The sequence below is a fragment of the Microbacterium sp. IEGM 1404 genome, from assembly GCF_030056775.1.
In the GTDB taxonomy this organism is placed as follows: domain Bacteria; phylum Actinomycetota; class Actinomycetes; order Actinomycetales; family Microbacteriaceae; genus Microbacterium.
Genome location: NZ_JASHKP010000006.1, coordinates 1 through 26,093, shown reverse-complemented (window position 1 = coordinate 26,093; position 26,093 = coordinate 1). Strand labels below are relative to the sequence as shown.

Here is a 26,093-nt window from a genome sequence, read left to right as displayed (position 1 = left end):
CAGTACGATCCGGTCATGACTTCGTCTGATTCTTCACCCGCCGCCGACGCGCTGGTTCGGGTCTCGGGTGCTCGGGAGCACAACCTGCGGAATGTGGACCTCTCCGTTCCGCGGGATTCGCTAGTGGTGTTCACGGGTGTGTCGGGTTCCGGGAAGTCATCGTTGGCGTTTGGGACGCTGTACGCGGAGTCGCAGCGACGGTATCTGGAGTCGGTGGCGCCGTACGCTCGCCGTCTGATCGATCAGGCGGGCGTTCCCGATGTGGACTCCATCACCGGGATGCCGCCGGCCGTGGCGTTGCAGCAGCAGCGTGGAGGACGCAGTGCCCGGTCCACGGTGGGAAGCATCACCACGGTGTCCAGTCTCGTGCGGATGCTGTACTCCCGCGCCGGGGACTATCCGGATGGGCAGCCGATGCTCTACGCGGAGGATTTTTCTGCGAACACGGTGCAGGGGGCCTGCCCGGAGTGTCACGGCATTGGTCGTGTCTACGCGGTGCCCGAGGAGCGGATGGTGCCGGATCCGTCGCTCACGATCCGGGAGCGCGCGATCGCGTCCTGGCCGACGGCATGGCACGGACACCAGCTCCGCGACGTGTTAGTGGCCCTCGGCTATGACGTTGACGTGCCATGGAAAGATCTGCCACGAAAAGACCGGGACTGGATCCTTTACACGGATGAGACCCCGTTCGTTCCGGTCCACTCCCGGTTGACGCTTGCTGAGGCTCGCGCCGCGACCAAGGCCGGGGTCGAGCCGAGCTATTCGGGCACCTTCGTCGGAGCCCGCCGGTATGTGTTGGACACATTCGCGAACTCGAAGAGCGCGTCGATGAAGCGCCGCGTCGCGCAGTACCTCGACGCTGCCCTATGCCCGGTTTGTCACGGGAAGCGGCTGAAGCCTGAAGCGCTCTCGGTCACGTTCGAGGGCCTGGACATCGCGGAGTTCTCGCAGTTGCCGCTTCGAGAGCTTGCTGACATGCTCTCCGACGTTGTTGCGGGAGCGCAACAGGCCGAGACCGTTCCGAATGGTGCTGTGCTTCATGCCAATTCCCGTCGCGCAGCCACGGAGCAGCGCATCGCCGCCGGAGGGTCCGCGCACGCCGCCGCATCCGATGTGCGCCGCACCGCAAACCGTTCGCCGGAGAAGCGCGCCGCTGCGTCCAGGCTCGCTTCCGGGCTGATCGAGCGACTCCGCCCACTGACCGATCTTGGCCTCGGGTATCTGTCGTTAAGTCGAACCACCCCGACCCTGTCGGGTGGCGAGTTGCAACGAATCAGGCTCGCCACACAGCTCAGCTCCGACCTGTTCGGCGTCGTCTATGTCCTCGATGAACCATCCGCAGGCCTTCACCCACAAGACGTGACAGCGCTCTTGAAGATCCTCGACGGGCTCAAGAGAAGCGGAAACAGCCTGTTCGTCGTCGAACACTCCGTCGATGTCATGCGGCACGCGGACTGGCTCGTGGACATCGGCCCCGGCGCGGGCGAGCATGGCGGCCGCGTTCTCTACAGCGGTCCTACCGATGGGCTTGCCGACGTCAAGGACTCAGTGACACGCGGCTACCTATTCGGTGGCAGTGGACTGCCCCCGCACACCCCTCGCGACCCGCGCGGGTGGCTCCACTTGAAAGACGTGACTCGTAACAACCTGCACGGCGTCTCCATCGACATTCCCATGGGTGTTTTCACCGCGGTTACCGGAGTCTCGGGTTCCGGCAAGTCGAGCTTGGTTAGCCAGGCCCTCCCGGCTCTCGTCGGTGATCGCCTCGGTCAGAGCATTCCGGTGGAGGACGAACCGACCGGCGACGAGCTGCTCCTTGCCGATACCCCAGAGCGGCTCGACGGTGTCCTCGACGGCTCTCTCGAGGGGGTCCGGCGGGTTGTCAACATCGATCAACGACCCATCGGCCGAACCCCCCGATCGAACGTTGCAACATATACGGGCTTGTTCGACCACGTCCGTAGACGCTTCGCTGAGACGCCCGAGGCTCGCTCGCGTGGGTACAAGCCCGGCCGTTTCTCCTTCAATGTCTCCGGCGGCCGCTGCCCCACCTGTGAGGGCGAAGGGTCCGTGATGGTCGAGCTACTCTTCCTCCCATCCGTGTACACCGAATGCCCCGATTGTCACGGGACCCGGTACAAAGCCTCGACCCTTGAGATCACTTGGCGGGAGCGCACCATCGCTGACGTGCTTGCGATGAGCGTTGAGGAAGCCCACCCGTTCTTTGACGGGGAAGACGACATCACCCGCTCACTAGCTGCACTGTCAGACGTGGGTCTCGGATACTTGCGACTCGGACAACCGGCAACCGAGCTCTCTGGAGGTGAGGCACAACGCGTGAAGCTCGCAAGCGAGCTACAGCGCGCACAACGAGGGGACACCTTGTATGTTCTCGACGAACCAACTTCGGGCCTGCACTGCGCTGACGCTGACCGGCTCGTGACGCATCTGCAAACTCTCGTCGACGCAGGAAACACCGTCGTCGCGGTGGAACTCGACATGCGGGTGGTGGCAGCAGCCGACTACGTCATCGACCTCGGACCCGGCGCCGGCGATGATGGCGGCGCAGTCGTCGCCGCTGGAACTCCTGCACAAGTTGCCGAGAACGGCGTCGGCGCGTCCGCGGAATACCTTGCTGCGGCGATCAAACTGGTCGTTGCGGCTACCTGAGCAGAAGAGCCGACGCTTGACAACCGCACCGCGCCCACCCCGCGGAGGAAAGCTTCAGCCGCTCCGCGGGGTTAGCTGCGCCGGAGGTGCCGCCGTTTAGGCCGACCGCTCCCATGAGTGTTCCTCCAAGCCACGCGGCGAGTCCCAGGTCGTGGATGCTTCGGCCGAGGTGTTGCGAGTCGACATGTCAGCGCCTTCCGGTTAGGAGTTCTGACCACACACCTATTCGTTGGATGGGCACACGAATTGCCAAGCACCCGAATCGGTGCTCGCCCCACCCCCATGTGCTGGATGCCCTCCTCTGGCCATTTACCACAACGGCGTGCGATGCGCATCCGTTCGGGAGACCCTCAACCTCACTGCCAGTCTTACGTCGTAAGCGCCCTATGAGGGCGATACTCATCCCCCTGGGCGTCTTCGCCTCTTCACGAAAGGGTTCTCTCATGGATTTCCCCGCTGTTCTGCAGAACGGATTGGCCGCGGTCATCTCGTTCGTGCCCCTGGCCTTGCTGTTCCTCGTCATCCTCATCGTGGGGCTCATCGTCGCCAAACTCATCTCCAAGGCTCTGGAGAAGCTGCTCGAGAAGGTCGGCTTCGATCGTCTCGTCGAGCGTGGTGGCGTGAAGAAGGCCCTCGCAAAGTCGAAACTCGACGCATCCGACATCGTCGCCAAGATCGTCTACTACGCGCTGGTGCTGTTCGTTTTGCAGTTCGCCTTCGGTGTGTTCGGACCGAACCCCGTCAGTGACCTGCTCGCCGGAATTATCTCGTTCCTGCCGAAGATCATCGTCGCCATCATCATCGTCGTCATCGCCTCGGCGATCGCCGCCGGCGCCAAGGGCCTCATCCAGAACACCCTGAGCGGACTGTCCTACGGCAAAATCCTCGGCAACATCGTCGCCGTGTTCATCCTGTTCCTGGGTGTGACGGCGGCGCTGAACCAGATTGAGGTAGCAACGACCGTCACCACGCCCATCCTCGTCACTGTTCTCGCGATCATCGCCGGTGTCATCATCGTCGGCGCCGGCGGTGGCCTCATCAGGCCGATGCAGCAGCGCTGGGAGGCCCTGCTGACCAAGGCGGAGGAGGAAGCCCCGAAGATTCAGCAGGAGGCTCGCAACGCCCCCTCCGTCGCGGACCAGGCCAAGCAGGCCGGGCAGCAGGTACAAGATGCCGTTAGCTCGCAGCGGCGTTCCGCCCAGCCGCCGCAGCGCCCCGCGCAGCCGCCGCAGATCTGACATTTCCCTCCTGCTGGGCGGGTCGGTCCGGCGTGCCGGGCTGGCCCGCTCAGCATTTTGCGCCTCGGTAACGCGCCCCAATGGACGCTCCACGCGGGGCCGGTCACTGGGAGTAAGCGCGATCCAGGCGCTCCAAAAGCGACTCGAGCGAAACTTCGAATTCTTTGTCTACGCGATCCTCGCTGAGGAGTCCGCACAGTCGGGCCACCTCGGGCGCGTGCTCGAGGTGGCCCGACTGCACATCGCCTTCGGGCGCAGGGGGGTCGTCCTCGTCGAGCGGCTCCTCGGCGGGGCCTATTTCTGCACCGCGGACGGCGGGCTCAAGACGCAATTGGCCGAGCAGGAAGCTGCTGAATGCGCGATACGTGTCGACTGCCTGCCGGGGGTCTCGACCCCCGTCGGCGTTGATCGTCGCGTTCATCGACGAGCAGCGAACCAAGAACCGCGCGGTCGAGTCAGTCTGCCAGGTCCTGCGGGAGCGGGGCGTGCAGGTCGCCGCGCGGACCCATCGGGCCTGGAAACGGGCCGAACCCAGTGCGCGGGCGCGCGCGGACGCGGTGGTCATCGACGCGCTCCTGTCCACAGCGGGCACACGGAAGGGTTATATGGGCGGCGGAAGATGACCGCTCACCTGCGGCGCAGCGGCCTGGTGGTATCCAAGCGGCAGGTGGACCGGCTGATGCGCGATCTCGGGCTGACCAGTCTGGTCCGGGGGCGGCGGGTGCGGACCACGATCCCGGATCGTCATGCCGATCGTGCCCCGGATCTGCTCGATCGGGACTTCACCGCCGAGGCGCCGAACCGCCGCTGGTCCACGGATTTCACTTATGTCACGACGTGGGCGGGGTTCGCTTACGTGTCGTTCATGATCGACTGCTACTCGCGCGATCGTGGGCTGGCACGCCGCAACCGTGAAGACGACCCCGCCGGTAACACTGCGCTGCGAATGGGCTTGTGGCGACGCGACCTTGCCGGTCACCCGGCCGTGGACGGTCTAATACATCACAGCGACGCGGGCTCGCAATCTACGAGAGTGTCGTTCGCGAGACGCTCGCGCCGGAAGGCTTCGCCGCGTCCATCGGATCGATCTGCGACGCGTATGACAACGCCCTAGCCGAGACTGCGAACGGCTACTAAAAGACCGAACTTGTCCGCGGCCCCGCCCGTCTCGTACGGTCGAGGACCTCGAGCTCGCGACCCTCAGATGGGTGCACTGGCACAACACCCAGCGCCTCCACGGCTACCTCGGCGACGTCCCGCCCGCCGAGTTCGAGAACGCGTTCTATGCTGCCCCCAACGACCGCAATCTGCTGGTCGGAATCAAATGGCGCGAGTCTCCAGCAGACCCAGGGCGCTTCAAGTCGCGGCTCTGACTCGGATTGTCAGTTCGCAGCGGGAAGCAAACCCGCGCCGCTGTCCGTGTGGCGGCGACCCTCGCGACGGTGACACAGCGGGGCTCCGAGCGGGCGATGTGAGTTTCGAGGGGGGACCGCCGATTTCGGGATGCTGTTGTCGAAGGGTCGCCACTTTGCCGGCGTCAGCGGTTGCGTGTCGGGGTGGCTGCGGCAGAGGCGAGCCTGCGCAGATTTTCCAGCAGTACGGCCAGAGCGGCGCAGACGGCGATGCTGACGAGGTCGGTGAGGACCGGAGAGCGTGGGGTGAGGATGAACCAGACGGTGTCGAAGCCGGCGTGGAGGATGATCGCTGGCCAGATGCTTCCTGTGGTGTCGATGAACAGCGCCGCGACGATCCCGAACAGGAACGCGAAGGCAACCACGAAACGCCATCCCGCCCGGTGCTGGCGCCCGCATAGGAGCGGCAGAGAACCGGGATCGGTTCACGTCTCGTGTCCATGTACGACCCGGGCTTGGACCCGGTGGATTTTCACGCCGTCGCCGAGGTATGGGTCGAGGGGGGACAACACGTTGTCGACGCGACCACCCTCGCACCCCGATCGACGCTCTTGTGGATCGCTACCGACTGAGACGCCGCGGATTCCGCCTTCCTCACCGTCATCTCGGGCCGCATCGATCTGACAGACATGCAAGTCACAGCCGTTGCCGACAACCTGCCCTCTGACGACCTGACGCAACTCGTCGTCCTGCACTGACGCGCTCCACGACCGGGTTACTCTCGCACCACCGGCCGGCGGCCAAGGGAGTGCATATCGGCGCGCTCTGCCGACAGGCAAGGCCCCTCACCCGTGGCACCCGGTGTTGAACACTGAAGTGTCCGCGCCAAGACAGGTTGCGGTCACTCACAGGATTCACGGGATCACATGCTGAAGCGAAAAGCAGCCACCAACACCAACACGGGTGCTCCGCACCCGGACGCCGCAAAGAAGCCGGACTCCCCCACCCAGCTGACGAAGCGGTCGTGGAAGTATGTGCTGCGAAAAACAGTGCGGGAATTCTCTGCTGACCAATGCACGGACGCCGCCGCCGGTCTGGTCTACTACGCCGTCCTCGCCCTGTTCCCAGCGCTGATCGCGATCTTCTCCGTGCTCGGTGTTGTCGGCCAGGGCGACGCCGCGGCCGCCGCCATTCTCGGCATTATTCAAGACGTCGCCCCCGACGCCGCCTCCACCCTCCGCGAACCGATCGAACAGATCGCCTCCTCCCGAGGCGCGGGTATCGCATTGATCACCGGTATCGCGCTTGCGTTGTGGTCAGCGTCCGGGTACGTAGGCGCGTTCAGCCGTGCCATGAACCGCATCTACGAAATCGACGAGGGCCGACCGTTCTGGAAGCTGCGTCCAATGCAGCTGCTTGTCACCGTCATCGCGGTGGTCGCGCTCGCCCTCGTGGCCCTTGGCCTCGTTCTTTCCGGCGATGTCACCACGGCGATCGGTAACGCTCTCGGTCTCGGTCGGGGCGTGCAGATCGCATGGGACGTCGCCAAGTGGCCAATCATGCTTTTCATCATCGTGTTCCTCGTCGCGGTGCTGTATTACGCCACCCCCAACGCCAAACAGCCGAGGTTCCGGTGGATCAGCCTCGGCGCGGCCATCGCCATCGTGGTCCTTGGCATCGCCACCGCCGGCTTCGGGTTTTACGTGGTCAATTTCTCCAACTACGACCGCACCTACGGCTCGCTCGCCGGGGTCATCATCTTCCTGCTTTGGCTGTGGATCGCTAACCTCGCGCTCCTGTTCGGCGCAGAGTTCGACGCCGAACTGGAACGCGGCCGCCAGCTGCAAGGTGGCATCGTCGCCGAAGAGGACATTCAACTTCCCGCCCGTGACACCCGAAAAAGCAAGAAGCAGGATGAGAAAGAGTCCAGCGACGTGGAGGAGGGCCGCCAAATCCGCCTCGCTGAAGCACCCGATAGCTCCGACGCCCCTTCTCCACGAAAGCCGTCGACACCTGAACCGCAGCCCCGGAGAAAGTGGTGGCAGCGGCGCCGCCGATGATTCCCCGCCGGCTGCAGCTGACACGCTTGGGTACCGGCCAAACGATCTCGCCCTGTGACGCACCTAATCGAGCTCGGACACCGAAAAATTGCGCTCGTATCTGAAGCTCGCGCCTCGTTTCTCATGGAGCTGCTGGACGACGCTCGCTCATGGCCCTCCATCAATACCAGTCTGCTTCGCCAAAACGGCGCCAGAATCGTTGGGTACCTGCGTGCCCTACGCAAAGCGGGCATCCCGGTAGACCCGCTCAACCTCTCTCTAGCGACGGGCACTCAGCCGATCGCGCCTTCTCGGCCGTCCTGTCCCAGTTCTCAAACGACCGGCCGACGGCATTGTTCTCCCCAGACAGCGTCATGACAGTTGCCACTTTCAGGGCTCTGAAGACACTTGGCATCTCCATTCCAGACGAGGTTTCCCTGATGTGGTTCGACAACCTCGAATGGACCAGGCTCGTGAGCCCTGAACTGTCGGTCGTCTCTCAACCGGTATTGGGGATGAAACAAAGTGCGGCAACCGAACTACTGCGCCGCATCGACGGTGATGAAGACGAGTTCCGCACAACCTTCTGTGACACAGAATTCGTGTATCGGGCCTCGACCGCACCGCCTCCTTCGGGGTAACGGCCAGGTCAACCGACGGTACATCCTGTTGGTGCAAAACCGATGGGTTTCGTACCGCCTTCCAGCCCGGTGGGTCTTCACGTCGTGGCGGAGGCTGCCGCGCCGGCGGCGGACGTTAGCGGCTTACTCCGCCTGACAAGGCCATCGCCGAGGGTGTGGGTGCTTGCCTGCTCGGACGGTTCCACCAGCGGTTTATGCGAGATGTGCATTGCTTGTGGTGGGTTGGTTGGTGTGTAGTCCAAAGGGCAGTTTTCGCGGCGTCGAGAGGGGTGAAGTGTCCGATGGGGCGGGAGTCGCTGTCGAAGGCGGTCCACTCGTCGCTGGGGCTTCGGGTGATGTATCCGAACAGTTGGTGGGCACAGGCGCCCATCACGAAGTCATTCTCGATGTGTTTCCACGTCGTGGGTGCGTTGGATCCTCTTGCGCCGAACATAAGCCGCTCCTTTGCGTGCCGGACGGCGAGATCGTGGCATCCCGCAGGGGAAGCGGAACGGGGATTGCGCCGCATCTCTCTGACCACTAGGTGCAGGCGCGGGTGCGCATCAGGCCCCGAGCTCAACATCCCAGCCTGATCAGCGAGCTAACGCAGGTAGCCGGACAGATGCTGCGGCTCGGCGCTGGCGCAGATCAATCGAATCGAGTGGCCGGCTGCATCCACAGCGTTGTGCGGGAGTGAGCGCCTACTCGGTGGCAGCCGTCTCCGGTTCTGCCTTCGGCTCCATATCGGGCTCGAAGTGGCCCAGCGACTTCTCTTGCAAGAACGCGCACAGCTCGGCCGCAACCTGAAGCTCGTGAGTGAGGGCGTTGAGTTCGAAGCTGGTCAGATCCAGAGCCTCGGTGGAAGGTTCAATCAGTACGTGCCACGCGAGGTCTTCATCGTTTTCGCGCGGTTCGATCCAGACGGTGTTGGGGGCGTTCTCCAGGGGCATGACGACAAGCCCGGTGTCCTGGCCCCCGTGGCCTTCTTGGATTGCAACGCGGACATCCTCGCCGGCGCCGCGGGCGGCGATGAATTCTGCCACCCAATGCTCGAGGGTGTTCTTGCTGTGGAATGGCATGGCGAGTCCTTGAGGTCGGCGAGGGAAGGAAAACGGCCCACCCCAGAGGGGCGGGCCGTTATGAGTATGCGGTGTCGTTACGCCGCGGCGGCGAGCTGCACGCGGTGAGCATCTTCCTGCTGCTGCCAGGTGGCGGCATTCAGCATCAGCCCGGACGACATCGCAGCCTGGTCAGCGAGCTGGCGGAGGTAGCCGCCGGACAGGCGTTGCGGCTCGGCGCTGGCATACTCAAAGCGCATGGAGATTGCAGGCTGCACCCACAGCGTCGTCCGCGTGTGCGCGGCCTCTGTGTCCGTCCACGTGATGGTGAAGGACTCGTTGCGGCGGAGTTTGGTGGACAGAACGACCTGCAGGTACTGCAGCAGGCGATCGTCGATCTCGATGGCCTGGGGGTCCGAGCTGTAGAAGAGCTTTCCCATGATGACTCCTTGCGGTGAGGGGTGCGGGGGTGAATCAGAAAAAGAGGGGGGCGACGACGCCCACGGCGGTCGCAGAAACCACAACGGCCGCAGCGGTCACGCCGATGTACCACCGTTGGGCCGCGACAGCGGTGCGAGAGGGAACGAACGTCTGCCGACGCAGACGTGAAGGTTGTCCCCAAGCGAACGCGTTGCTAGTCATGGCGGCCTTCCTTCCATTAGGTCTTGGGCTGTCAACCCCGGTGATGATCAACGTAGCAGATTGTAAACACAGTTAGGTAATCCAGTTGAGTGTCACTGCTGCTGACGACTACCAGGCGTAATCATCACCGGCGGAAGGTTAGATGGTTAGGTATAGTGCTTCGAGACATACGCAACGTAGGGAACGGGTCCATGACGGTAGAAACAGGCGACACATCGCCGCTCTCGGCGGCGCTGACGTTCTACTCCCAGGAACGTGATGCCGCGGCGGCGCGTGCTCGAAAGCAGCTCGGCGTCAACGAGCTCGAGGCCAACGCCATGTCTTACCTCGCAAAGAACCCCGGAGCGCGACCCTCAGAGCTGGCCAGCTATCTGCGTGTCACGTCTGCCGGCATCACCACGATGGTCGAACGGCTCGTGCGCCGCGAAATTCTGCGCCGCGAAGCTGACCAGGTGGACCGCCGCGTCAACCACATCCACCTGGCGGTCGACATCGAGAAGGAGCCGTGGTCACAACTGGCGCTGTTCGATGCCACGTGCCGCCAGCTCATCGCGCACCTGGACCCCAAGGTCGAGGCCGATTTCGCCGACTTCCTTCGCCACGCCACGCTGGCCGCGCGTGAAGAGGCTGCACGTGTCGACCGGGCCGTCGCCTAGTTAGCTCTGCGCCTCGGCCGCAAGTTGAGCCATATGCTCAACGGACTTGCGCTGGAGAAACGCGCACAAGTCTGCGGCGTGGGAGATCTCACGGCACAGATCGTAAACGGAGTCTGGGGATAGCTCCGTCACCTCAGGCTGTGCCTCGAAAGTGACGCGCCAGTCAGGTACGCCCACAGCAATCGGTGCCAGGTACACGGACGTTGTTGCGTTTGCCAAAGGAAAGATGACCAGGCCGCTGTCGACGCCATCGACGGGATCCTGATCGGCAACGAACGCGACAGCGCCTCCGCCAGTCCCGCTTGCGGCAAACTCATCGAGCCACGCGCTCAGCGTGTCTTTACTGCGAAACGGCACCCTGCTGCCTCTTCAATCTCCCTGGCGGATCGTTCTTCCGCCAGCCGATCGTACGACATCGTGGACGCCGCCCATCAATGTACAATCGCAACAGCTGCTAGCTCGAAGATTCCTCCACGAGCTGACATGCGCGCTGTTGCAGGTAGTCACAGAGGTGCGCCGCCAACAACAACTCTTCAGCGAGATCACGAAGGCCGTGACCGTCCAGCTCGGTGAGTACTGGCTGCGCACGCTACCCATAGGCCGCCAGCGCAGCGGACGCTAACCGTGCCAGCAGTGCAAAACCGATCGGTTTCGCTCCAATACGGTTGTCGAAGGACATGTAGTCGCGCCTGCCGGGGCTGGCCTTCACCGAGCTGCGGCGTGTGCTTGCTGAGCGGGGGCGGGTTCGGTCCAGTGGTCGAGGTCGATTATGAGGCCGCTGGTGCTGTTTGCTTGGGCGGCGAGTTGCTGGAGGTATGCGCCTACGAGGGGTGTTGCTTCGGGTGTGGTGTAGGTGAAGCGGAGGGGGATGTTGGGGTTCATCCAGATTGTGATGCGAGGTTCGGGGTTGGCACGTTGGGTCAGGGTGAGGGTGAAGTTCTCGCCGCGGCGGAGCTTGGTCGCGGCGATGACTTGGATGTAGTGCAGGAGGCGATCGTCGATGATGGCGTCGCTGTTGCTGTAGTAAAGGTTTCCCATGGGCCCTATCAGTCGGATGGTGGGCGCGCGCAGGGAGTGACGGGCCTGTCGCACGAGACGGCGGTGCCGCTCACATATGAAGAGCACGACAGGGCCTGCTCCGTCACAAAAATGTTCGGACCCCGGGCGGAGGGTGTTCCTCAGATGGTGATGCTCGCGATTTGCACCGTGATGCGTGCGGATTTGTCGGGGTGTGCGGATCGCAGATGATCAGCGATGTCGCGGGCAATAGTGGGGGCGGGGCTGCTTTGGGTGGCGACTCGGGCCGATATGGTCGTGCGCTCGTTCGTGGTGCGTAGATTCACGATGGGCTCTGGGGCTGGTGAGGTGCCGAGGGTGGCAGCGATCGCTCGTGCGATTCGTGTTGGTGTGGGCGCTGAGGGGTACACGGCGGTAACTCCCGGAACGCTGAGGACGAGGGTGGTCAGGTCCTCCGGCTGCGGAGAGGGGGTGGGTTGTTCGCTACTCATCTGGCGTCGTCTCCTGCAGCCGCGTCGTGGATGTTTTCGACAGTGATGTTGAGGGCGTCGATGTGCAGCTCGGTGTGTTCGTGAAGGACCTTCATTACCTGTTCGCGGAGCTGGGTGAGCAGTGGTGGCATCGGCGTGTGTGTGGCGATGCTGACGGTGATGTTGACATGTACGGGGGCGTGTGGTGTGTCGGCTTCACCGGTGATTCGACATGCTCCGACCAGGATGCCGGGGATGGTGTCGCTGACGTCACGGATGAGGGCACGTACGGCTCCTTCGGTGATGCTGAGGCTCACCAAGGGGTCGGGGTGGTGCAGGGGGAGGTCGCGTCCGGCCCGAAGCTCGGCGCCGATGTTGTTGATGATGTCGTTCAGCCAGGACGGGGGAGGAGCAGGCACGGTATCGGCGTCGTGTGCGATCAGATCGCGGGAGAGGTGGGAGACACGCTCGAGAGCGCGCAGCGCGTTGACGCACTCCGGGCACTCCTCGATGGCGGGGTCGTAGGGGGTGCGGTCGTGGGCGAGGTAGGTGCTGAGCTCGTCGAGGGTTTTGCCGCAGTCCAGGACGGTGCGGTCGGAGTTGGTGTCGGTCATCGCCATCCCTCCATTCGGACTGTGATGTTCACTCGTGCTCGTGCGAGTTTGCCGCGTGCTTGGCCGGTGGTGACCCCCATTGCATCGGCAATGTCTTGGTAGCTCAGTCCCGCCACTTCGCGAAGGAGCCAGCATTGCCGCTGATCCTCGGGCAAGGCGTCCAACGCTTTGGAGAGTTCGCGCAGTTGCGCGTTGCGTATTGTCGTCTCCTCCGGGTCGTGTCCGGTGGCTGCATGGTCGGCCGGGAAGACTGTTTCCGGGGGGCGTTTTTTGAGGTGGGCGAATGCGCGTCTCGTGGCGATACGCATCATCCATGGCTTGGCTTGGCTCGGGTCACGCAGGGTGGGCAGTTTCTTCCAGGCGACGACGTAGGTGTCTTGGAGGATGTCGTCGGCGTCGGTGTAGCTGCTGACGATGCGAGCGATGTAGGCGCGCATGATGGGTGCGTGTCGGGTGATGAGGGTGCGAAAAGCGGCCACGTCCCCGTCGACTGCTCGCTGGACAAGCAAGTCGTCGGCTGCGGCGGCCAATCCTTGATTGGACGGAGAACCGCTGGTCGTGGTTGGGGGCATGGACTCCGCTTACCTTTTTTGTGACGATCGCACCGTGTCCGCGCTCATGTGTGTGACGGTGCCGCTGCACATGCAGCGAGTGAATTTATACCGTAAGTCGACCGGCTAAGTGCTGCTTGCCCGTCCAAGCCCTCGATCCACTCGTGGAAGGACCACCAGCTGTGACCACCTCCGACAACGACGCTGCTGCGGCGGCGAAAGACCGCTTCGAAGACGCCACCGACGCGCTGCAACACGCCTCCACGAACGGCAGCGACGGCACCGCTCGTTCCGGCAGTCACGTCGCTGACCATGTCTCCGTCGAGATCGACGAGGCGAAACAGCAGGCCGAATCCGCCATCGACACGACCCTGCAGTCTGCAGTGAACGCCGTGGAGGGAGCGCGCGCCACCTACCAGCGGGACCCGAAGAAGGCACTCATCACGGCCGGCGCCGTCGCGATCGGACTCGTGGCCCTCGTCACACTGCTACGCCGCCTCTAACAACTCCAGACCACCTATCGACCTCAGTCACACCCATAACGAAGGAGCAACCCATGTCCACTCCCACCAACGACGACGCGCAGCTGTCCGCCGACGAAGACTCCTACGAAGGCGCAGACGTCGAAGTCTCAACCGAGACCGACACCACCTCCAAGCCCGGCGGGCTCGGTGAAGACGGAACCATTCCGAGCGACCCTAACGGTGTCGCCGCCGGGCACACCGGCACCGCCTCCAACTTCAACCCGGAAGAGGATGAGGACGCGCACTGACTGTACGCTGCGCTGACAGCTCGACGAGCACGGAGAAGTTCGATGTCCCCGGTGTGGGGCCCGTGCTCGTCGAGCTGTGCGCGCATCACTTCACCCTTACGAACGAACGGATGATGCTGCTCGGCACCGTGACCCGCCTCACGGGCCGAGCCGTCGACGTCGTCGACTACGAACGTGTCGCGCAACACCTGCACGACATGGGGGTCATTTGAGGCTGCGCCAACGGGAGCGTCTGAGGGTGTGTTATCGGCGTAGCTGCCACCACTTTCGCCGGGGGTGTGGGCGTGGCGTTGACGGCTTTGGTGGGGAGGGCGCGTCAGGACCGTCGGCTGCTTCTTCGAGCCGGATTTGGCGGCCTTCTTTGACGTCGCTGCGCTCTTTCTCGGCCTGTTTTTTGCTCTTTCGGGTGTCGCGGGCGGGCAGCTGAATGTCTTCTTCGGCGGCGATGCCGCCTTGCAACTGGCGGCCGCGTTCGAGTTCGGCGTCGAACTCGGCGCCGAACAGGAGGGCGAGGTTCGCGATCCACAGCCAGAGCAGGAAGATGATGACCCCGGCGAGCGAGCCGTAGGTGCGGTCGTAGTTGGAGAAGTTGGCGACGTAGATCCCGAAGCCGGCGGTCGCTATAGCGAGGGCAGCGATGGCGATGATGGCGCCGAGGCTGATCCAGCGGAACTTCGGCTGTTTGGCGTTGGGGGTGGCGTAGTACAGCACCGCGACGAGGAACACGATGACGAAGAGCATGACCGGCCATTTCGCGATGTCCCATGCGATTTGCACGCCCTGACCGAGGCCAAGGGCGTTGCCGATAGCGGTAGTGACATCACCCGAGATGACGAGACCGAGCGCGACGAGGACAAGCGCTACCACGGCAATGACGGTGACCAGCAGCTGCATCGGGCGCAGCTTCCAGAAGGGGCGTCCTTCGTCGATTTCGTAGATGCGGTTCATTGCACGGCTGAAAGCGCCCACGTATCCGGATGCTGACCAGAGGGCGAGGGCGATACCGGTGACGAGTGCGATACCGGCGCCTCGAGATGACGCGATCTGCTCGATCGGTTCGCGGAGCGTGTCAGCGGCGTTGGGGGCGACGTCTTGGATGATGCCGATGATGGCGTTGGCGGCGGCGTCGCCTTGGCCAACGACACCCAGTACGGAGAAGATCGCAATCAGCGCCGGAAATTGTGCGAGGACGGCGTAGTACACCAGGCCCGCGGCGGCGTCTGTGCACTGGTCAGCGGAGAATTCCCGCACTGTCTTTCGCAGCACGTACTTCCATGACCGCTTCGTCAGCTCGGTGGGAGAGTCTGGCTTCTCGTCAGCGTCCGGGTGCGGCGCATCCGCGCTGGTCTTATTGCCTGGTTTTTGCTTCAGCATGTCCGTCCCGAGGGTTCAGAGCACACCGCGCGTGTGCGGGCGCATTTCAGTGTCCGACATCAGGTGCCCCCACTGCAGGGGCTTGCCTGCCCACAGGCACCGCGTCCCGTGGGCTCAAGAGTCCTCGAGGTCGGTTCGCGAACGCGCAGCGTCTACGAGCTGATTTGCCTCGCGTCGCGAGTAGCCAGTACGGAGAATCTGGCGGAAATGACGCCGTTGATGCCGGGGTGTAGGGGTCGGCCATAAGCGATAGGGAGGTGTTCCGCCGTGCGGGCGGCCCGAGTTTGGCGGGCTCCCTTTGCCCGAGCATCGGCCTAGCCTCCCTTATTTCCTTGGCGCTTCCATCACGTAGCCGGCGCCGCGAACGGTGCGAATGAGCGGCTCCTGGCCGGCGTTGGTCTTCCTGCGCAGGTGATGGATGTAGAGCTCGACGACGTTGGAGCTTCCGCCGAATTCGTAGTTCCAGACGCGGTCGAGGATCTGCGCCTTCGACACCACGCGGCGTTGGTTGCGCATGAGGAAGCGCAGCAGCTCGAACTCCGTCGCCGTCAGCTGGATCTCGCGGTCGCCGCGCACGACTTCGTGGCTGTCCTCGTTCAGCGAGAGGTCGCCGACGCGCAGGATGGGCTCGGAGTCGCGGGTGAGGGCGGTGCCCGCGCGTCGCATGAGCCCGCGGAGGCGTGCGACGACCTCCTCGAGGCTGAAGGGCTTGGTGACGTAGTCGTCGCCGCCGGCGGTGAGGCCGGCGACACGGTCGGCCACGGAGTCCTTCGCGGTGAGGAAGAGCACGGGGACGTCGTTGCCCGAGTGCCGCAGTCGCTGCAGGACCGCCATGCCGTCGAGGTCGGGCATCATGACGTCGAGCACGAGGGCGTCAGGTTCGAAGTCGCGGGCGGCCTGCAGGGCGTTGAAGCCGGAGCCGGCGGTGCGCACTTCCCAGCCCTCCATGCGCAGTGCCATCGACAGCAGGTCGGTGAGCATCTGCTCGTCGTCGGTGACGAGCACGCGCGTCATTTCGCAACCACGACGGTGCCGGGGCTTTCTGCCAGATACGTCACAGACGAAGCATATGAGTGTCGGGCGGTCGTAATGCTGGCTTCAAGCGGCGCGAGGTCTGCACTGCTACCGCTTTGCGCCCCGGATTATTCGAAGCGGAACCGATCGGTTACGTGCCGTCGTGACGGTCAGATGATGTCGTAAGGCGACTCCTCATCGTCGAACACCTGCCCAGAATGGTTGCGCCACCCGTCGCCGCCGCCGTCGGCGAGGCCGCTATCAAGGCGCACTGTGGAGGAAGCGATGGTGATCGAACTTGCCGCCGCCGACACGAAGATGCTGAGACGTTCGCCCCCGTCCAGCGTGACCGTGATGAAGCCACCGCCGGCGCGCGTGGCGCCGAGAACCTGAGCCTCGATATCCCCGACGCTCTCCAACGGCGCGAGAGCATGGGTGGCACCATTCACGGTCAGCTGAACCCGTTCGATGCTCTGAGTCATGCGGTACAACGTAGATGTCGCTAGGTCTCACCGGCATCGGGGTTGCACCATCGGAAAGCGCGTTGCACACTGCGACTGTTGTCACGCCTCTACCGGGTGATTCCGTCGGTCGGCGTCGCGCGCGAGTTGGTCCGGAGTGCGCCCGGCCGGCTCATCAAGCACGTGAAGTCCCTGTGGCGAGTTGGCGGCGTCGGTCAGCATCCGCAGCCAGGACGGGTTGAGCTGCGGTGTGTGGCCACCCTCGTATCTAAACGCCAGCTTGACTCCGGGGTACAGGTAGACGCTTGTCCGGCCACCGCCGAGGCTGATGTCGATCTTCCATGTGAAGGTGAACCGCTCCCCGCGGCGGATCTTCGCCACGATGACCGCCTGCAGGTGAGCGAGCTCCCGGTCATCGAAGTCGGCACTGACACTCGAGTCGTACGTGAATCTCCCCATCGGAAACCTCCAACATCGGGACCCCCGGCGCGACCATCATGGCGAGAGGTCCCACACGCCGGAGGAACGACGTCCGTGTCAGCGTCTCAGACGACACGTTCACCCCTGGACCCTTGCGAAAACCTTCCCGGGCTGTTGTGCAAATGTGAGCAACATCGCGGGTGCGATAATTCGGAGCGGCCGGGCGATTTCGCGATGGCCCAGCCTCGAACGAGATGAAGGACACGCTCGCCCCGTGGGACGACTGATCTACACGCAAGACTCCAGCTACGACATCGACGACCGTATCCTCGCGCACCTCCGCGTCGTCATGATGAACAAGCTCCGCCGCCGTGAAGGCTTCATGCTCCAGATGCCCACCACCGGCGGCGGCCGCTCCTCCATCTGGATCAGCCCCACACGGGCCCTGCTCATGCAGTTCTACGGCGGCCGCGCACCGCAGCTCGACCGTGAGTTGATCGACAAGATGATGCACGACGCGAGTAGCGCCGACGGGCTCACCCTCTCGAACCGTCTGTAACGGCATCGCCACAGGTGATGTGGCGGGTGAATCTCGGACCGATCCGTTCTGTCTCCCCGGCGTCCGCGTTAGCGTGACGCCGTGACGAAGCCCCACCGCATCAGCCATCCTGCGGCAGCCCGCCTCGCCGGCGTCCCCCTCGAAAGCCTCGACGCATGGGCAGCCGTCGACCGGCAAGGACGCTACGACACCGCCGAGTTCAAACTCTGGACCGAAATACACGTGGCCGTCCGCTCAATCGATGGGCGCTAAGCCGGCGCCATCCCCGCGTCGAAATAGGAGACGGGTCCGAATGCACCCTCTCGATGATCTGTTGCGCCTTGTAGGTTTCCTCATTGGTGCGATTCCGATCGGTTTCGCACCACGTGCGAGCCCATCGACGAGGCGCCGTGTGAACTGCGGCGATAAATGTCGCCCTTATCGCGCCGCAGGTGGGCCAGCCACACGAAGGGAAGGGCGGTACCTCAATCGCCGAGGCATTGGGATTATGAGCGTCATCGTGGTTCCCTCGTTGGTCGATGACGACACTCGCGCCAACCCGCCGTAGCGGCTCACCGTGTCCTGTACGAGCGACAATCCAATTCCAAACCCGGTTCTTGATGAGCCACCGCCATCAACGGCATCCGCGGACCGAGCGAATCTGTCGAAGACACGACTCGGTTCGATGCCTCGGATACCGGGACCCTGATCGGTCACACTGATATGAACCCGACGGCCCACCTGGCTCGCCCTTACGGTGACGACTGTTCCCACCGGGGAGTGTTTGATCGCATTGTCGAGAAGGGCGATGAGGCTTCGCCGCAGGCTTGTGTGAGGGATCGAGGCAGACAAGTCGGGTGCGATGTGGGCGCCCATCAAGCGCACGCGTCGTTCGCGCGCGAGGATGGACATGGCCGATATCGCTGATGCGACGCATGTTGCCACGGGGGTTGGTTCTGCCTCTGATTCTGTGGGGACTTCGGCCGCGTGCAGGAGGTCAGAGACGACTCCGATGACGGATAGGGTGTCGTGGCGGAGTTGTGTCACGAGTTCCTGGTGGGGATCTGATGCGCGCGAGCTGCGTTGCAGCAATTGGATACGTGCATCCAATACAGCCAGCGGCGTTCGAAGTTCATGTGAAGCGTCGGCAACGAATTGCCTCTGTCGTCTGAGGGCATCCACCAAAGGCCGGACTGCCCGGCGCGTGACGAGCCATCCCAAGAGGCCGGCGAGGGCGATCGCGATGAGACCGATGCTGACTCCACCCACGATGATGTCGAGACCCTGAATATCCACGACTGTTTCTTTCTGCTGCGGGTTGAGCAGGTCGGGCAGGGGGATCTGGGTGAAGACAACGGCGAATGCTGCGATTAGGACGGCAACGACGAGTGCGGAAACTGCCAGAGAGATGGTGAGGGCGACCCGTCGCGCGGCGGAGCGGATGAGCTGCGCGTCTGGGTCTTGCGCGGGGCGTCGTCTGATCATCACACCAGGCCCAGCCGGTAGCCGCGGCCGTGGATTGTTTGGACGATGCTTGGCTCGGTCTTCTTCCGCAGATAATGCACGTACGTGTCGACGGTCCCCGGAGTGTCGTCGGAAGAGAACACGGCTCGAAGGATTGCAGCGCGAGTGAAGGTTTGCTGCGGGTTTGTTGCTAATATTCGCAGGAGCGCACTTTCCCGTTCCGTAAGGATGGTGCGGCCGTCGTACGGCGAGTAGACCGCGCGTGAGTCCGGATAGAACTCCCATTCGCCGATGCGAACGAACGGGCCTTCTCCGTTGGTGACGCGCCTGATGGCGCGGAGCCGGGCGAACAATTCGTCGAACTCGAACGGCTTAACCAGGTAGTCAGCGGCTCCGGCGTCCAGTCCTCTGACTTTGTCCTGTACGGTTCCCATGGCCGTGAGGATGAGCATCGGCACCTGTGACCCTGCTCTGCGGAGGGACTCAACGAGGGTGAGCCCGTCGACAGTGGGCAGCCGGCGATCGACCACCATCGCATCGAATGACTGTTCCATGGCGATATCGAATGCTTCGCCGCCATCTGCACAGAGCGTCACGTCGTACACCTCGTCAAGGACCTGCGCCATCAAAGGGCCGAGTTGGGGATCATCTTCGATCAGCAGAAGGCGGGGTCGTGTCGGCGCTGCCGCTACCGTGTCGGCCATTCTGTCTCTCCCTCGTCAGCGCACTCAATCGCGTCGCACTCTGGCTCTCCGCGAGCGTGGGACGTCAACCCAAGTACGGTCATCGGCTCGGTCGAGCCTGCCTCGTGCGCTCTAAGAAATCACACAGAAGCGCCGCGTGTGGGGCAGTTCTGAGCCTTTGCGGTTTCTTAGAGGCCGCCAGGGACCATCTCTTCAGGACTCACCGAGAGTCGCAGAAAGGAACGACATGAGCACTGTCAAACGCAAGGGGCTGGGCGCCGGACTCGGCGTCGCAACGCTCGTCCTGTTCAGCGCAGGAGGGGTCGCCGCCATGGCCCTGCCCGCATCGGCCGCCACCACATCGGTGGTCTCGCCCGCACCCGCATCCTCCAATCCCGCCGTCGAGGACGGTACGAACGACGGCGAGACCGCCGACGATCAGGGTGTCGAGGACGGCACGAACGACGGCGAGACCGCCGACGATCAGGGTGTCGAGGACGGCACGAACGACGGCGAGACCGCCGACGACGTCGCCGCCACCCCGGCGAACTGATCACCTGATCACGTGTGGGTGGCCACCAGCCGCCCACACGTGATCTGTGTCCGCTCGCCTCTTCCTGCTCGCACGAGCGAGCGCAACTTCTGAGTCGATTCTTAGAACGCGGTCCCTAGCGTCCCGCGTATGACGACCTCATCCGCGACTGAAGCCGCACCCGTCCGGGTCATGCTGAGCAAGGTGCCCGAGATCACTTTGTGGTTCTGGATCATCAAGATCCTCTGCACCACGGTCGGAGAAAGCTTCGCCGACTGGATCAACACCACCCTCGGGGTGGGACTAGAAGCAACTTCCGTGATCTTCACGGTGGTTCTCGCCGCAGTCCTCTCCTGGCAGCTGGCGTTGCGGCGCTACGTGCCCTTTGTCTACTGGCTGACCGTAGTGGTCGTGAGCGTCACCGGCACCCTCTACACGGATATCCTTACCGACGACCTGGCGGTCCCTCTCGGTGTCAGCACCTTGGTTTTTGCCATCGTCCTGGCTGCGGTGTTCGGCGCATGGTGGGCCAGTCAGCGCACCCTATCCATCCACAGCATCACCACCACCCGCCGCGAACTCTTCTACTGGCTCGCCATTCTCGTGACGTTTGCTCTCGGAACCGCCGCGGGAGACGGGATCCTCGAGCTAACCGGTTGGAGCCCAGGAGTATCCGTCCTTCTCCCCGCCGGCCTTCTCGTCGCAGTCATCGCTGGCTGGCGCATGGGAGGCAACCCGGTCCTCGCCTTCTGGCTGGCATACATCCTCACCCGCCCGCTTGGCGCGAATCTGGGCGACTGGATGAGCTTCCCTGTCAGCGACGGAGGCCTGGGAATCGGTGTCGGGCCCACGAGCATCTTCTTCCTCGGCGCCATCCTCGCCACCGTGGTGTACCTCACCATCACCCGAACGGATGCCACGGAGAACGCCCAGACCCGCCGGCCACAGACAACACCTCGCCGCCGTCGCGGCACGCTCATCTACTTCTCCGCGGTCGCTGCCATCGCCGCCGCCGTCCTCGTCTGGGCGCACGCACAGCCTCACAGTACGGCTGCGGCCAGCGAGGAGGGCCCCAACACAGCCGTCACCCTCGCGCCCGGAGAGTCAGCCACCCTCAACTTCCCCAACGGTAACGTCGCAAACTACCGCTCCATCGTCGAAGACACCCTGGGTCTCGTCCTGGCCGGCGATACCGCAGGTGCGCGAACCCGCATCACCGACCTAGAGACGGCATGGGATGAGGATCAGCCCACCCTTCAACCGCTGGACGGTACCGGGTGGACCATCCTCGACGGCCAAATTGACGCCGTTCTCAAATCCGTGCGCGCCTCCACCCCGGACCCCACAGCCGAGACAAGCGCCCTCAGCACCCTTCTCAACACCCTTTCCTCATGATGATCTCTCCTGTGAATGCCGCCCTCCACATCCCGACAGCGAGCTTCCTCCCCGACGCGACAGCCATCCTCCACGCCTTCGGACCCTGGGTTCTCGTCGGCATAGCGCTCATCATCTTCATCGAATCGGGCGTCGTGTTCCCCTTCCTGCCCGGTGACTCTCTTCTGGTCACCGCAGCAGTCCTCGCCGGCCCCCTCGGCATCCAACCCTGGCAAGTTCTCCTCGTCGGAATACCTGCAGCGATCCTGGGGGATCAGACGGGCTACTGGCTCGGCAGACGCTTCGGGCGACGCATGTTCAAAGACGGCGCCCGCGTTCTGCGTCCGGAACGCCTCCACGACGCAGAAAACTTCTTCCACAAATACGGCGGCGCATCCCTCGTCCTCGGACGCTTCGTCCCCATTGTGCGCACCTACATCCCCGTCGCCGCCGGAACCGCTCACATGCCCTACCGGCGATTCCTCCTCTGGAACACCACCGGGGCAACCCTCTGGGTGGTCGGCATGACAGCCATCGGTCTCGCTCTCGGCGGCATCCCGTTCGTCGTCAACAACATCGACGTACTCATGATCGTCGTCGTCCTCGTATCCGTCCTACCCGTCATCATCGCCGTCATCCGCAGATGGAACGCCAACCGCCGCAATCGGCCCACACCAGACGGTGCCGGAACAAATGAGGCCAACACATGAGGGTTCAAACGCACCCCGCTGGGAGCGCCCTTCTCACGCCCACGCGACGCGGTCGCCGCGTCATATGGCTCGCTGGTGGCGCGGGGGTGCTACTCACCGCTCTGGGCTTCATCCTTCGGGGGGCGCCCATCGACGCACCCGCCGTCGAAGCCCTAAACCGCGCTCACACCGGCGCATGGGGGCAAACGGCCGACGCCATCTACTTCACGCTCGAGCCCGTCCCCGCCGCATTCCTCACACTCCTCATCCTCATCACGATCGCGGTCGTTCTTCGATCCGTGCGCACAGCGATCGTCTTCGGCGGGATCGTTGCGTTGACGTGGCTCCCCACCGCCGCCATCAAGGTTGTCGTGGATAGACCTCGACCGGACGTCCCCACCGTTGTTCACCCATTCACGCCCGCGCAGGTGGACGGATCTTTCCCCAGCGGACACACCGCTTTCATCGCAGCCCTCACCATCGCCTTCTGGTTTCTTCTGCGCGGTACCCGTGGGGCGTCGATCGCTCTCATCATCGGCACGCTGTCCACCGTCATCGTTGGTCTCGCCGTCGTCAGCGACGGGCTCCACTACCCAACTGATGTCTTGGCCTCCATCATGTGGGCAATCGCGATGGCACCCACCGCCCGATGGGTCATGGTCGACGTCATCGCTCCTCGCTTGGAGCGATATCGAAAGCGCAGCTGATCGACGGATCTTCTGTCTTGCTGACCTCGCGGTTGATCGCGCGGCGCGGTCTTACTGACGACCGTTCATGAGACGGTCCTCCCGCAGCCGAGCGATGTGGAGTTCAGGTCTTGGTGGCGGCGGATTTTGATTGCTCGGTGTCGTCTAGTCGCCGATGACGAGGATGCTTGCGGCGGCTTCGACGACGTCGTCGGTGATGGCTTCGAGTTGATTGATCTTGAGTATCCGGGCGATCTGGGGGAAGAGGCGCTCGAGAAGCCGGAAGTTGCCACGCGTGATTCGTTCGATGGCGGCGATGGCCTGGGCGTCGGTGAAGTCTTCAGGGTCGAGGGTGCGTCCGATTCGTTTCCAGTGTCTGTCGAGGACGAAGAGCAGTTCGTCGCGTCCCAGCGCTCGATAGTGGTGGGAGAACCCGAGCCGGCTGTACAGCTGCGGGTAGTGCCTGAAGCGTTGGTCGATGCCGGGCATGCCGACCAGGATGATGGCGAGGTGGGTGCGGTCGTGCTGGTCCCGGAGCAGTTCAAGGGCCATCGGGGTGAGCCGTTCGGCTTCGTCGATGATGAGCAGCTCGACGAAGGAATTCTTGTGTGAGCGCTGGCCGGTGACGTTACCGATCGTGCGTTGGTGTTCCTCCACGCAGATGTCCACCTTGATCTGCCAATGACCGATCTCGCGGACGAGTTCCTTTGGTCGAGGCAGAACTTCTGGCGTGTAGAAGACAGTGCGGGACCGGTTGGCCAGAGCGTAAAACGCATCGTCCGCATCGCTGCGCGGTCCCCACTCATCGATGTACGGCTCGAGAGTGTCCCAGTTGGCGTATCTACGGGCGGATTGGGTCTTTCCCACGCCAGCGTCGCCGTGGCAGATGCCGATGGTTCGCTCTTTCCGGACGGCATTCGCGAACTCGATGAAGCGTCGGTGCTCCTTGGTCACGATGAATGCCTGGCCCATCACTCGTCCTCTTCATAGGTGCGCAGCCTGTTCCGCCGCGCCGGCTGAGGTGCGCGGCGGAGTTCAGGTCGGGCGGCGGTAGTCGGGATGCGCTCGTTGATGATCTTGCGCAGTTCGCGTCGGCGTGCTCGTCGGGCGGTTTCGACGTCGCGGAGACTCAGTCTGAGGTTCGGGTGGGCTTCGTCGATGGCGACGCAGATGAAGGTGTCGTGGTCGTAGACGCGGATCTCGGAGATGTCGCGCGGGTCGTACCGGATCGTGATCGGGTGTCCCACGAACGGGGCGAGGGTGGGAGCGAGGTAGCGCTGGCCTTGGAAGTGGATCCCGTCTCTTTGCACGATCCGGTTCTTCGGCACAGTAAGGAGGAGTGTGTCGAGGTACTCGAGACTGTCGGGCATCCGCGGAAGCCAGCCGTCGGCGACCCATGCGTCCCTCGGCGAAACTCCAAGCTCGGAGTGCGGTCGGTCGTTGTAGACGGTGATGAACGCCCCAATCGCTTGATCCAACGCGGGTAGATCCATCGACGGTGTAGGGGTGCGGCTGCCTGGTCCGAGGTGGCCGGGGAGTGTGGCGAGGAGTTCGGTGTTGATCGTGCCGAAGAATCGTTCGATCTTGCCTCGACCCTGAGGGCGGCCAACGATCGAGTGAATGATGCGGATGTGCAACGCGATCGCGGTGCGCTCAAGATGGTGGCTGGTGAAGTCAGAGCCGTGGTCGACGTGCAGGATGTCGGGGAGACCGCACATGGCCCATGCCGGGTCGGTCTTTCGCCAGATCGCTTGACGGAGCGCGAGTGCCGTGTTCAGCGCCGAGGGTGCCCCGGTGAAGACGGTGTATCCGCAGATCGCACGAGAGTAGTCGTCCATTACCGTCGTCAGCCATGGTCGATCCGGCTTCCCGTCGGAGCCGACGATGAGGATGTCTAGCTCGGTGTGATCGGACTGCCAGGTTTGGTTCGGCCGGTCAGCACGACGGCGAAGGACAAGTTCGTGCCGGTCGCGGTACGACGCCGGCCCCTCCAGCGCCAGCGTCACAAGCGCAGGATCAAGCCCGCGCACGACTTCTCGCACCGTCGCGTAACTGGGGACCGGCCTACCTTCCCGGGTCGCTTCCGCAACGGTCAGCCGATGAAGCGTCGCGAGGCTCGGCCGTGGTCTGGTCAGCGCGAGCCGTTCGATGAACGCGACGGTCTCGGGAGCTGTGCGCCGGGTTCCTGCGTCGATGCGGGGCTGCAGGTCCAGTCCGGAGATCCCGCCGTCCAGGTAGCGGCGGTGCCAGCGTTGCAGTGTGCGGGCGCTGATTCCGGTGTCGCGGGCGAGGGCCGCGAGTGGAACCTGGTCTTCGACATGAAGTCGAAGCACCCGCCACCGCTCCTCGGCGTCCACGCCTCACCTACATCGCGGCGCTTCCGCGCGCAGCGTCCGCTTGCTGGTGACGGTAGAGAGTGGCGCGGCTCCACCCGACCAGGCGGGCAGCGTCCTCAGCGGTGCGTCCCTTCGCCCGCGCCTCCCTTGCCAGCTGAAGTTTGTCCGCAATCACCGCGGGGTCGGACACGGGGCGGCCGAACCGTGTCCCGTTTTGTCGGGCGGCCGCTATCCCGGCGGTGACTCGCTCGACGATCAGTTCGCGCTCGTACTCCGCGAGGGTGGCCAGCATGTTCAACATCAACCGCCCGGTCGATGTCGCAGGGTCGATCCCGTCCGAGATGGATCGGACGTGCACGCCCCGCCCGCGCAACAGGTTCACCGTGTTCAGCACGTCGATCAGAGAACGGCCGAGACGGTCAACCCGCCAGACGACCACCGTGTCGCCCTCGGCAGCATGCTCGAGAAGCTTCTTCATCCCGGGGCGTTCGATCGCCGCCCGACTTCCCGACGTGACGTCCGCGAACACGTCGCGCTTTTGCACGCCGGCTAAGACGAGCGCGTCGAGCTGCAGCTGCGCATCCTGACTGGACGTGCTCACTCGCGTGTATCCCAAAAGCCTCATACCGCCAGTGTGCCTCAATAAACCCAGCAACGCAGCGGGGTAAGACAGATCACGGCAAGACAACTTTCCGAGACGACTCGCGCCGCGGAATCACGCTGACGCCGACCGGGGCGAAAGGTGGGGGCCGATGTCTTGAAAAGCTGTAGATGAACGAGGCGTTCGGAGAGCGCAACCAACACGTCGTTTCGGGATCCGGCA

At 63.8% G+C, this 26,093-nt stretch carries 31 protein-coding genes and 2 pseudogenes; 16 read left to right on the top strand and 17 right to left on the bottom strand.

The genetic code is table 11. From position 1 onward, the window contains the following. The first annotated feature begins 15 nt into the window (after positions 1-15). Together QM517_RS17935 and QM517_RS17930 are read left to right on the top strand one after the other, a co-directional pair. Positions 16-2,670 (top strand): excinuclease ABC subunit UvrA, encoded by a 2,655-nt coding sequence (locus QM517_RS17935; protein ID WP_108320571.1) that lies wholly within the window; start codon positions 16-18, stop codon positions 2,668-2,670. A gap of 443 nt (positions 2,671-3,113) precedes the next feature. Then, the gene (locus QM517_RS17930; protein WP_108320570.1) at positions 3,114-3,908 is read left to right on the top strand and encodes a mechanosensitive ion channel family protein; all 795 of its coding nucleotides are present in this window, start codon (positions 3,114-3,116) and stop codon (positions 3,906-3,908) included. Positions 3,909-4,011: 103 nt separating this feature from the next. On the opposite strand, the gene QM517_RS17925 is transcribed toward QM517_RS17930, so the two are convergent. Continuing rightward, the gene (locus tag QM517_RS17925) at positions 4,012-4,473 is read right to left on the bottom strand and encodes a hypothetical protein (protein WP_270354060.1); all 462 of its coding nucleotides are present in this window, start codon (positions 4,471-4,473) and stop codon (positions 4,012-4,014) included. Here QM517_RS17925 and QM517_RS18825 point away from each other — a divergent pair. Both QM517_RS18825 and QM517_RS18820 read left to right on the top strand, forming a co-directional pair. Next, a pseudogene (locus QM517_RS18825) lies at positions 4,369-4,617 on the top strand (IS3 family transposase); the annotation flags it as partial. The gene QM517_RS17925 and the pseudogene QM517_RS18825 sit on opposite strands and share 105 nt — an antisense overlap. 12 nt (positions 4,618-4,629) lie before the next feature. Then, positions 4,630-5,281: pseudogene (locus QM517_RS18820) on the top strand (DDE-type integrase/transposase/recombinase). A 164-nt stretch (positions 5,282-5,445) separates the two neighbouring features. On the opposite strand, the gene QM517_RS17910 reads toward QM517_RS18820, so the two are convergent. Beyond that, complete coding sequence (locus QM517_RS17910) at positions 5,446-5,685, bottom strand: CPBP family glutamic-type intramembrane protease (protein WP_164878291.1); 240 nt, start codon at positions 5,683-5,685, stop codon at positions 5,446-5,448. A 501-nt stretch (positions 5,686-6,186) separates the two neighbouring features. On the opposite strand from QM517_RS17910, the gene QM517_RS17905 reads away from it, so the two are divergent. Together QM517_RS17905 and QM517_RS17900 are read left to right on the top strand one after the other, a co-directional pair. Continuing rightward, positions 6,187-7,320, top strand: coding sequence for a YihY/virulence factor BrkB family protein (locus QM517_RS17905; protein WP_108319499.1), 1,134 nt, complete (start codon positions 6,187-6,189; stop codon positions 7,318-7,320). A 149-nt stretch (positions 7,321-7,469) separates the two neighbouring features. Then, entirely contained in the window at positions 7,470-7,940 is a 471-nt protein-coding gene (locus QM517_RS17900; RefSeq protein WP_108319501.1) for a substrate-binding domain-containing protein, read from the top strand. A 680-nt stretch (positions 7,941-8,620) separates the two neighbouring features. Here QM517_RS17900 and QM517_RS17895 read toward each other — a convergent pair. Together QM517_RS17895 and QM517_RS17890 are read right to left on the bottom strand one after the other, a co-directional pair. Further along, positions 8,621-8,998 (bottom strand): hypothetical protein, encoded by a 378-nt coding sequence (locus QM517_RS17895; RefSeq protein WP_128218973.1) that lies wholly within the window; start codon positions 8,996-8,998, stop codon positions 8,621-8,623. Positions 8,999-9,075: 77 nt separating this feature from the next. Beyond that, positions 9,076-9,417: a DUF7882 family protein gene (locus tag QM517_RS17890; RefSeq protein WP_108319505.1), complete on the bottom strand. Its 342-nt coding sequence runs from the start codon at positions 9,415-9,417 to the stop codon at positions 9,076-9,078. 393 nt (positions 9,418-9,810) lie between these two features. On the opposite strand from QM517_RS17890, the gene QM517_RS17885 reads away from it, so the two are divergent. After that, positions 9,811-10,275, top strand: coding sequence for a MarR family winged helix-turn-helix transcriptional regulator (locus QM517_RS17885; protein WP_108319507.1), 465 nt, complete (start codon positions 9,811-9,813; stop codon positions 10,273-10,275). Here the strand turns inward: QM517_RS17885 and QM517_RS17880 are convergent, their stop codons facing one another. From QM517_RS17880 to QM517_RS17865, 4 genes are all read right to left on the bottom strand, one after another. Continuing rightward, positions 10,276-10,632 (bottom strand): hypothetical protein, encoded by a 357-nt coding sequence (locus QM517_RS17880; RefSeq protein ID WP_108319509.1) that lies wholly within the window; start codon positions 10,630-10,632, stop codon positions 10,276-10,278. Between the two features lie 348 nt (positions 10,633-10,980). Further along, positions 10,981-11,313, bottom strand: coding sequence for a DUF7882 family protein (locus QM517_RS17875; protein ID WP_108319511.1), 333 nt, complete (start codon positions 11,311-11,313; stop codon positions 10,981-10,983). A gap of 466 nt (positions 11,314-11,779) precedes the next feature. Then, a complete protein-coding gene (locus tag QM517_RS17870) occupies positions 11,780-12,376 on the bottom strand; it encodes an Asp23/Gls24 family protein (protein WP_108319513.1) in 597 nt (198 codons plus the stop codon). Further along, positions 12,373-12,906, bottom strand: coding sequence for an RNA polymerase sigma factor (locus QM517_RS17865; RefSeq protein ID WP_237488854.1), 534 nt, complete (start codon positions 12,904-12,906; stop codon positions 12,373-12,375). The genes QM517_RS17870 and QM517_RS17865 overlap by 4 nt, the downstream gene beginning before the upstream one ends. Before the next feature lie 203 nt (positions 12,907-13,109). On the opposite strand from QM517_RS17865, the gene QM517_RS17860 reads away from it, so the two are divergent. The 3 genes from QM517_RS17860 to QM517_RS17850 all read left to right on the top strand — a co-directional run bounded on the left by QM517_RS17860 (position 13,110) and on the right by QM517_RS17850 (position 13,911). Continuing rightward, positions 13,110-13,430 (top strand): hypothetical protein, encoded by a 321-nt coding sequence (locus QM517_RS17860; protein ID WP_108320231.1) that lies wholly within the window; start codon positions 13,110-13,112, stop codon positions 13,428-13,430. Between the two features lie 53 nt (positions 13,431-13,483). Then, positions 13,484-13,699, top strand: a complete 216-nt coding sequence (locus QM517_RS17855) for a hypothetical protein (protein WP_237488855.1) — start codon at positions 13,484-13,486, stop codon at positions 13,697-13,699. Positions 13,700-13,761: 62 nt separating this feature from the next. Beyond that, a complete protein-coding gene (locus tag QM517_RS17850) occupies positions 13,762-13,911 on the top strand; it encodes a hypothetical protein (protein WP_181373606.1) in 150 nt (49 codons plus the stop codon). Positions 13,912-13,942: 31 nt separating this feature from the next. On the opposite strand, the gene QM517_RS17845 is transcribed toward QM517_RS17850, so the two are convergent. The 4 genes from QM517_RS17845 to QM517_RS17830 all read right to left on the bottom strand — a co-directional run bounded on the left by QM517_RS17845 (position 13,943) and on the right by QM517_RS17830 (position 17,007). Then, positions 13,943-15,073 carry a YihY/virulence factor BrkB family protein gene (locus tag QM517_RS17845; RefSeq protein WP_283289488.1) on the bottom strand — a complete coding sequence of 377 codons (1,131 nt, stop codon included), beginning with the start codon at positions 15,071-15,073 and terminating at the stop codon, positions 13,943-13,945. A gap of 324 nt (positions 15,074-15,397) precedes the next feature. Continuing rightward, the gene (locus QM517_RS17840) at positions 15,398-16,087 is read right to left on the bottom strand and encodes a response regulator transcription factor (protein ID WP_283289486.1); all 690 of its coding nucleotides are present in this window, start codon (positions 16,085-16,087) and stop codon (positions 15,398-15,400) included. A gap of 170 nt (positions 16,088-16,257) precedes the next feature. Continuing rightward, a complete protein-coding gene (locus QM517_RS17835) occupies positions 16,258-16,569 on the bottom strand; it encodes a hypothetical protein (protein WP_108320227.1) in 312 nt (103 codons plus the stop codon). An 81-nt stretch (positions 16,570-16,650) separates the two neighbouring features. After that, complete coding sequence (locus tag QM517_RS17830; RefSeq protein ID WP_108320225.1) at positions 16,651-17,007, bottom strand: DUF7882 family protein; 357 nt, start codon at positions 17,005-17,007, stop codon at positions 16,651-16,653. Positions 17,008-17,242: 235 nt separating this feature from the next. On the opposite strand from QM517_RS17830, the gene QM517_RS17825 reads away from it, so the two are divergent. Beyond that, entirely contained in the window at positions 17,243-17,527 is a 285-nt protein-coding gene (locus QM517_RS17825) for a DUF7882 family protein (RefSeq protein WP_237488856.1), read from the top strand. Positions 17,528-17,608: 81 nt separating this feature from the next. Further along, complete coding sequence (locus tag QM517_RS17820; protein WP_160897575.1) at positions 17,609-17,779, top strand: hypothetical protein; 171 nt, start codon at positions 17,609-17,611, stop codon at positions 17,777-17,779. A gap of 165 nt (positions 17,780-17,944) precedes the next feature. On the opposite strand, the gene QM517_RS18515 is transcribed toward QM517_RS17820, so the two are convergent. Beyond that, entirely contained in the window at positions 17,945-18,991 is a 1,047-nt protein-coding gene (locus QM517_RS18515) for a sensor histidine kinase (RefSeq protein WP_303655771.1), read from the bottom strand. Beyond that, on the bottom strand, positions 18,991-19,674 hold the full coding sequence (locus tag QM517_RS17815) for a response regulator transcription factor (protein ID WP_283289481.1): 684 nt from the start codon (positions 19,672-19,674) through the stop codon (positions 18,991-18,993). The genes QM517_RS18515 and QM517_RS17815 overlap by 1 nt, the downstream gene beginning before the upstream one ends. 226 nt (positions 19,675-19,900) lie before the next feature. On the opposite strand from QM517_RS17815, the gene QM517_RS17810 reads away from it, so the two are divergent. From QM517_RS17810 to QM517_RS17795, 4 genes are all read left to right on the top strand, one after another. Further along, positions 19,901-20,206 carry a hypothetical protein gene (locus QM517_RS17810; RefSeq protein ID WP_283289479.1) on the top strand — a complete coding sequence of 102 codons (306 nt, stop codon included), beginning with the start codon at positions 19,901-19,903 and terminating at the stop codon, positions 20,204-20,206. A 129-nt stretch (positions 20,207-20,335) separates the two neighbouring features. After that, positions 20,336-21,580, top strand: coding sequence for a COG4705 family protein (locus QM517_RS17805; RefSeq protein WP_283289477.1), 1,245 nt, complete (start codon positions 20,336-20,338; stop codon positions 21,578-21,580). Further along, complete coding sequence (locus tag QM517_RS17800; protein WP_283289475.1) at positions 21,577-22,269, top strand: DedA family protein; 693 nt, start codon at positions 21,577-21,579, stop codon at positions 22,267-22,269. Before QM517_RS17805 ends, QM517_RS17800 begins: the two co-directional genes overlap by 4 nt. A gap of 86 nt (positions 22,270-22,355) precedes the next feature. Continuing rightward, the gene (locus QM517_RS17795; protein ID WP_283289473.1) at positions 22,356-22,955 is read left to right on the top strand and encodes a phosphatase PAP2 family protein; all 600 of its coding nucleotides are present in this window, start codon (positions 22,356-22,358) and stop codon (positions 22,953-22,955) included. A gap of 144 nt (positions 22,956-23,099) precedes the next feature. Here the strand turns inward: QM517_RS17795 and QM517_RS17790 are convergent, their stop codons facing one another. From QM517_RS17790 to QM517_RS17780, 3 genes are read right to left on the bottom strand one after another with little or no spacing between them, the layout of a single operon-like run. Beyond that, entirely contained in the window at positions 23,100-23,906 is an 807-nt protein-coding gene (locus QM517_RS17790; RefSeq protein ID WP_138173519.1) for an AAA family ATPase, read from the bottom strand. Next, positions 23,906-25,291, bottom strand: a complete 1,386-nt coding sequence (locus QM517_RS17785) for a Mu transposase C-terminal domain-containing protein (RefSeq protein WP_128217844.1) — start codon at positions 25,289-25,291, stop codon at positions 23,906-23,908. The genes QM517_RS17790 and QM517_RS17785 overlap by 1 nt, the downstream gene beginning before the upstream one ends. Before the next feature lie 7 nt (positions 25,292-25,298). Further along, the gene (locus QM517_RS17780; RefSeq protein WP_128217851.1) at positions 25,299-25,895 is read right to left on the bottom strand and encodes a recombinase family protein; all 597 of its coding nucleotides are present in this window, start codon (positions 25,893-25,895) and stop codon (positions 25,299-25,301) included. Positions 25,896-26,093: the final 198 nt, after the last annotated feature.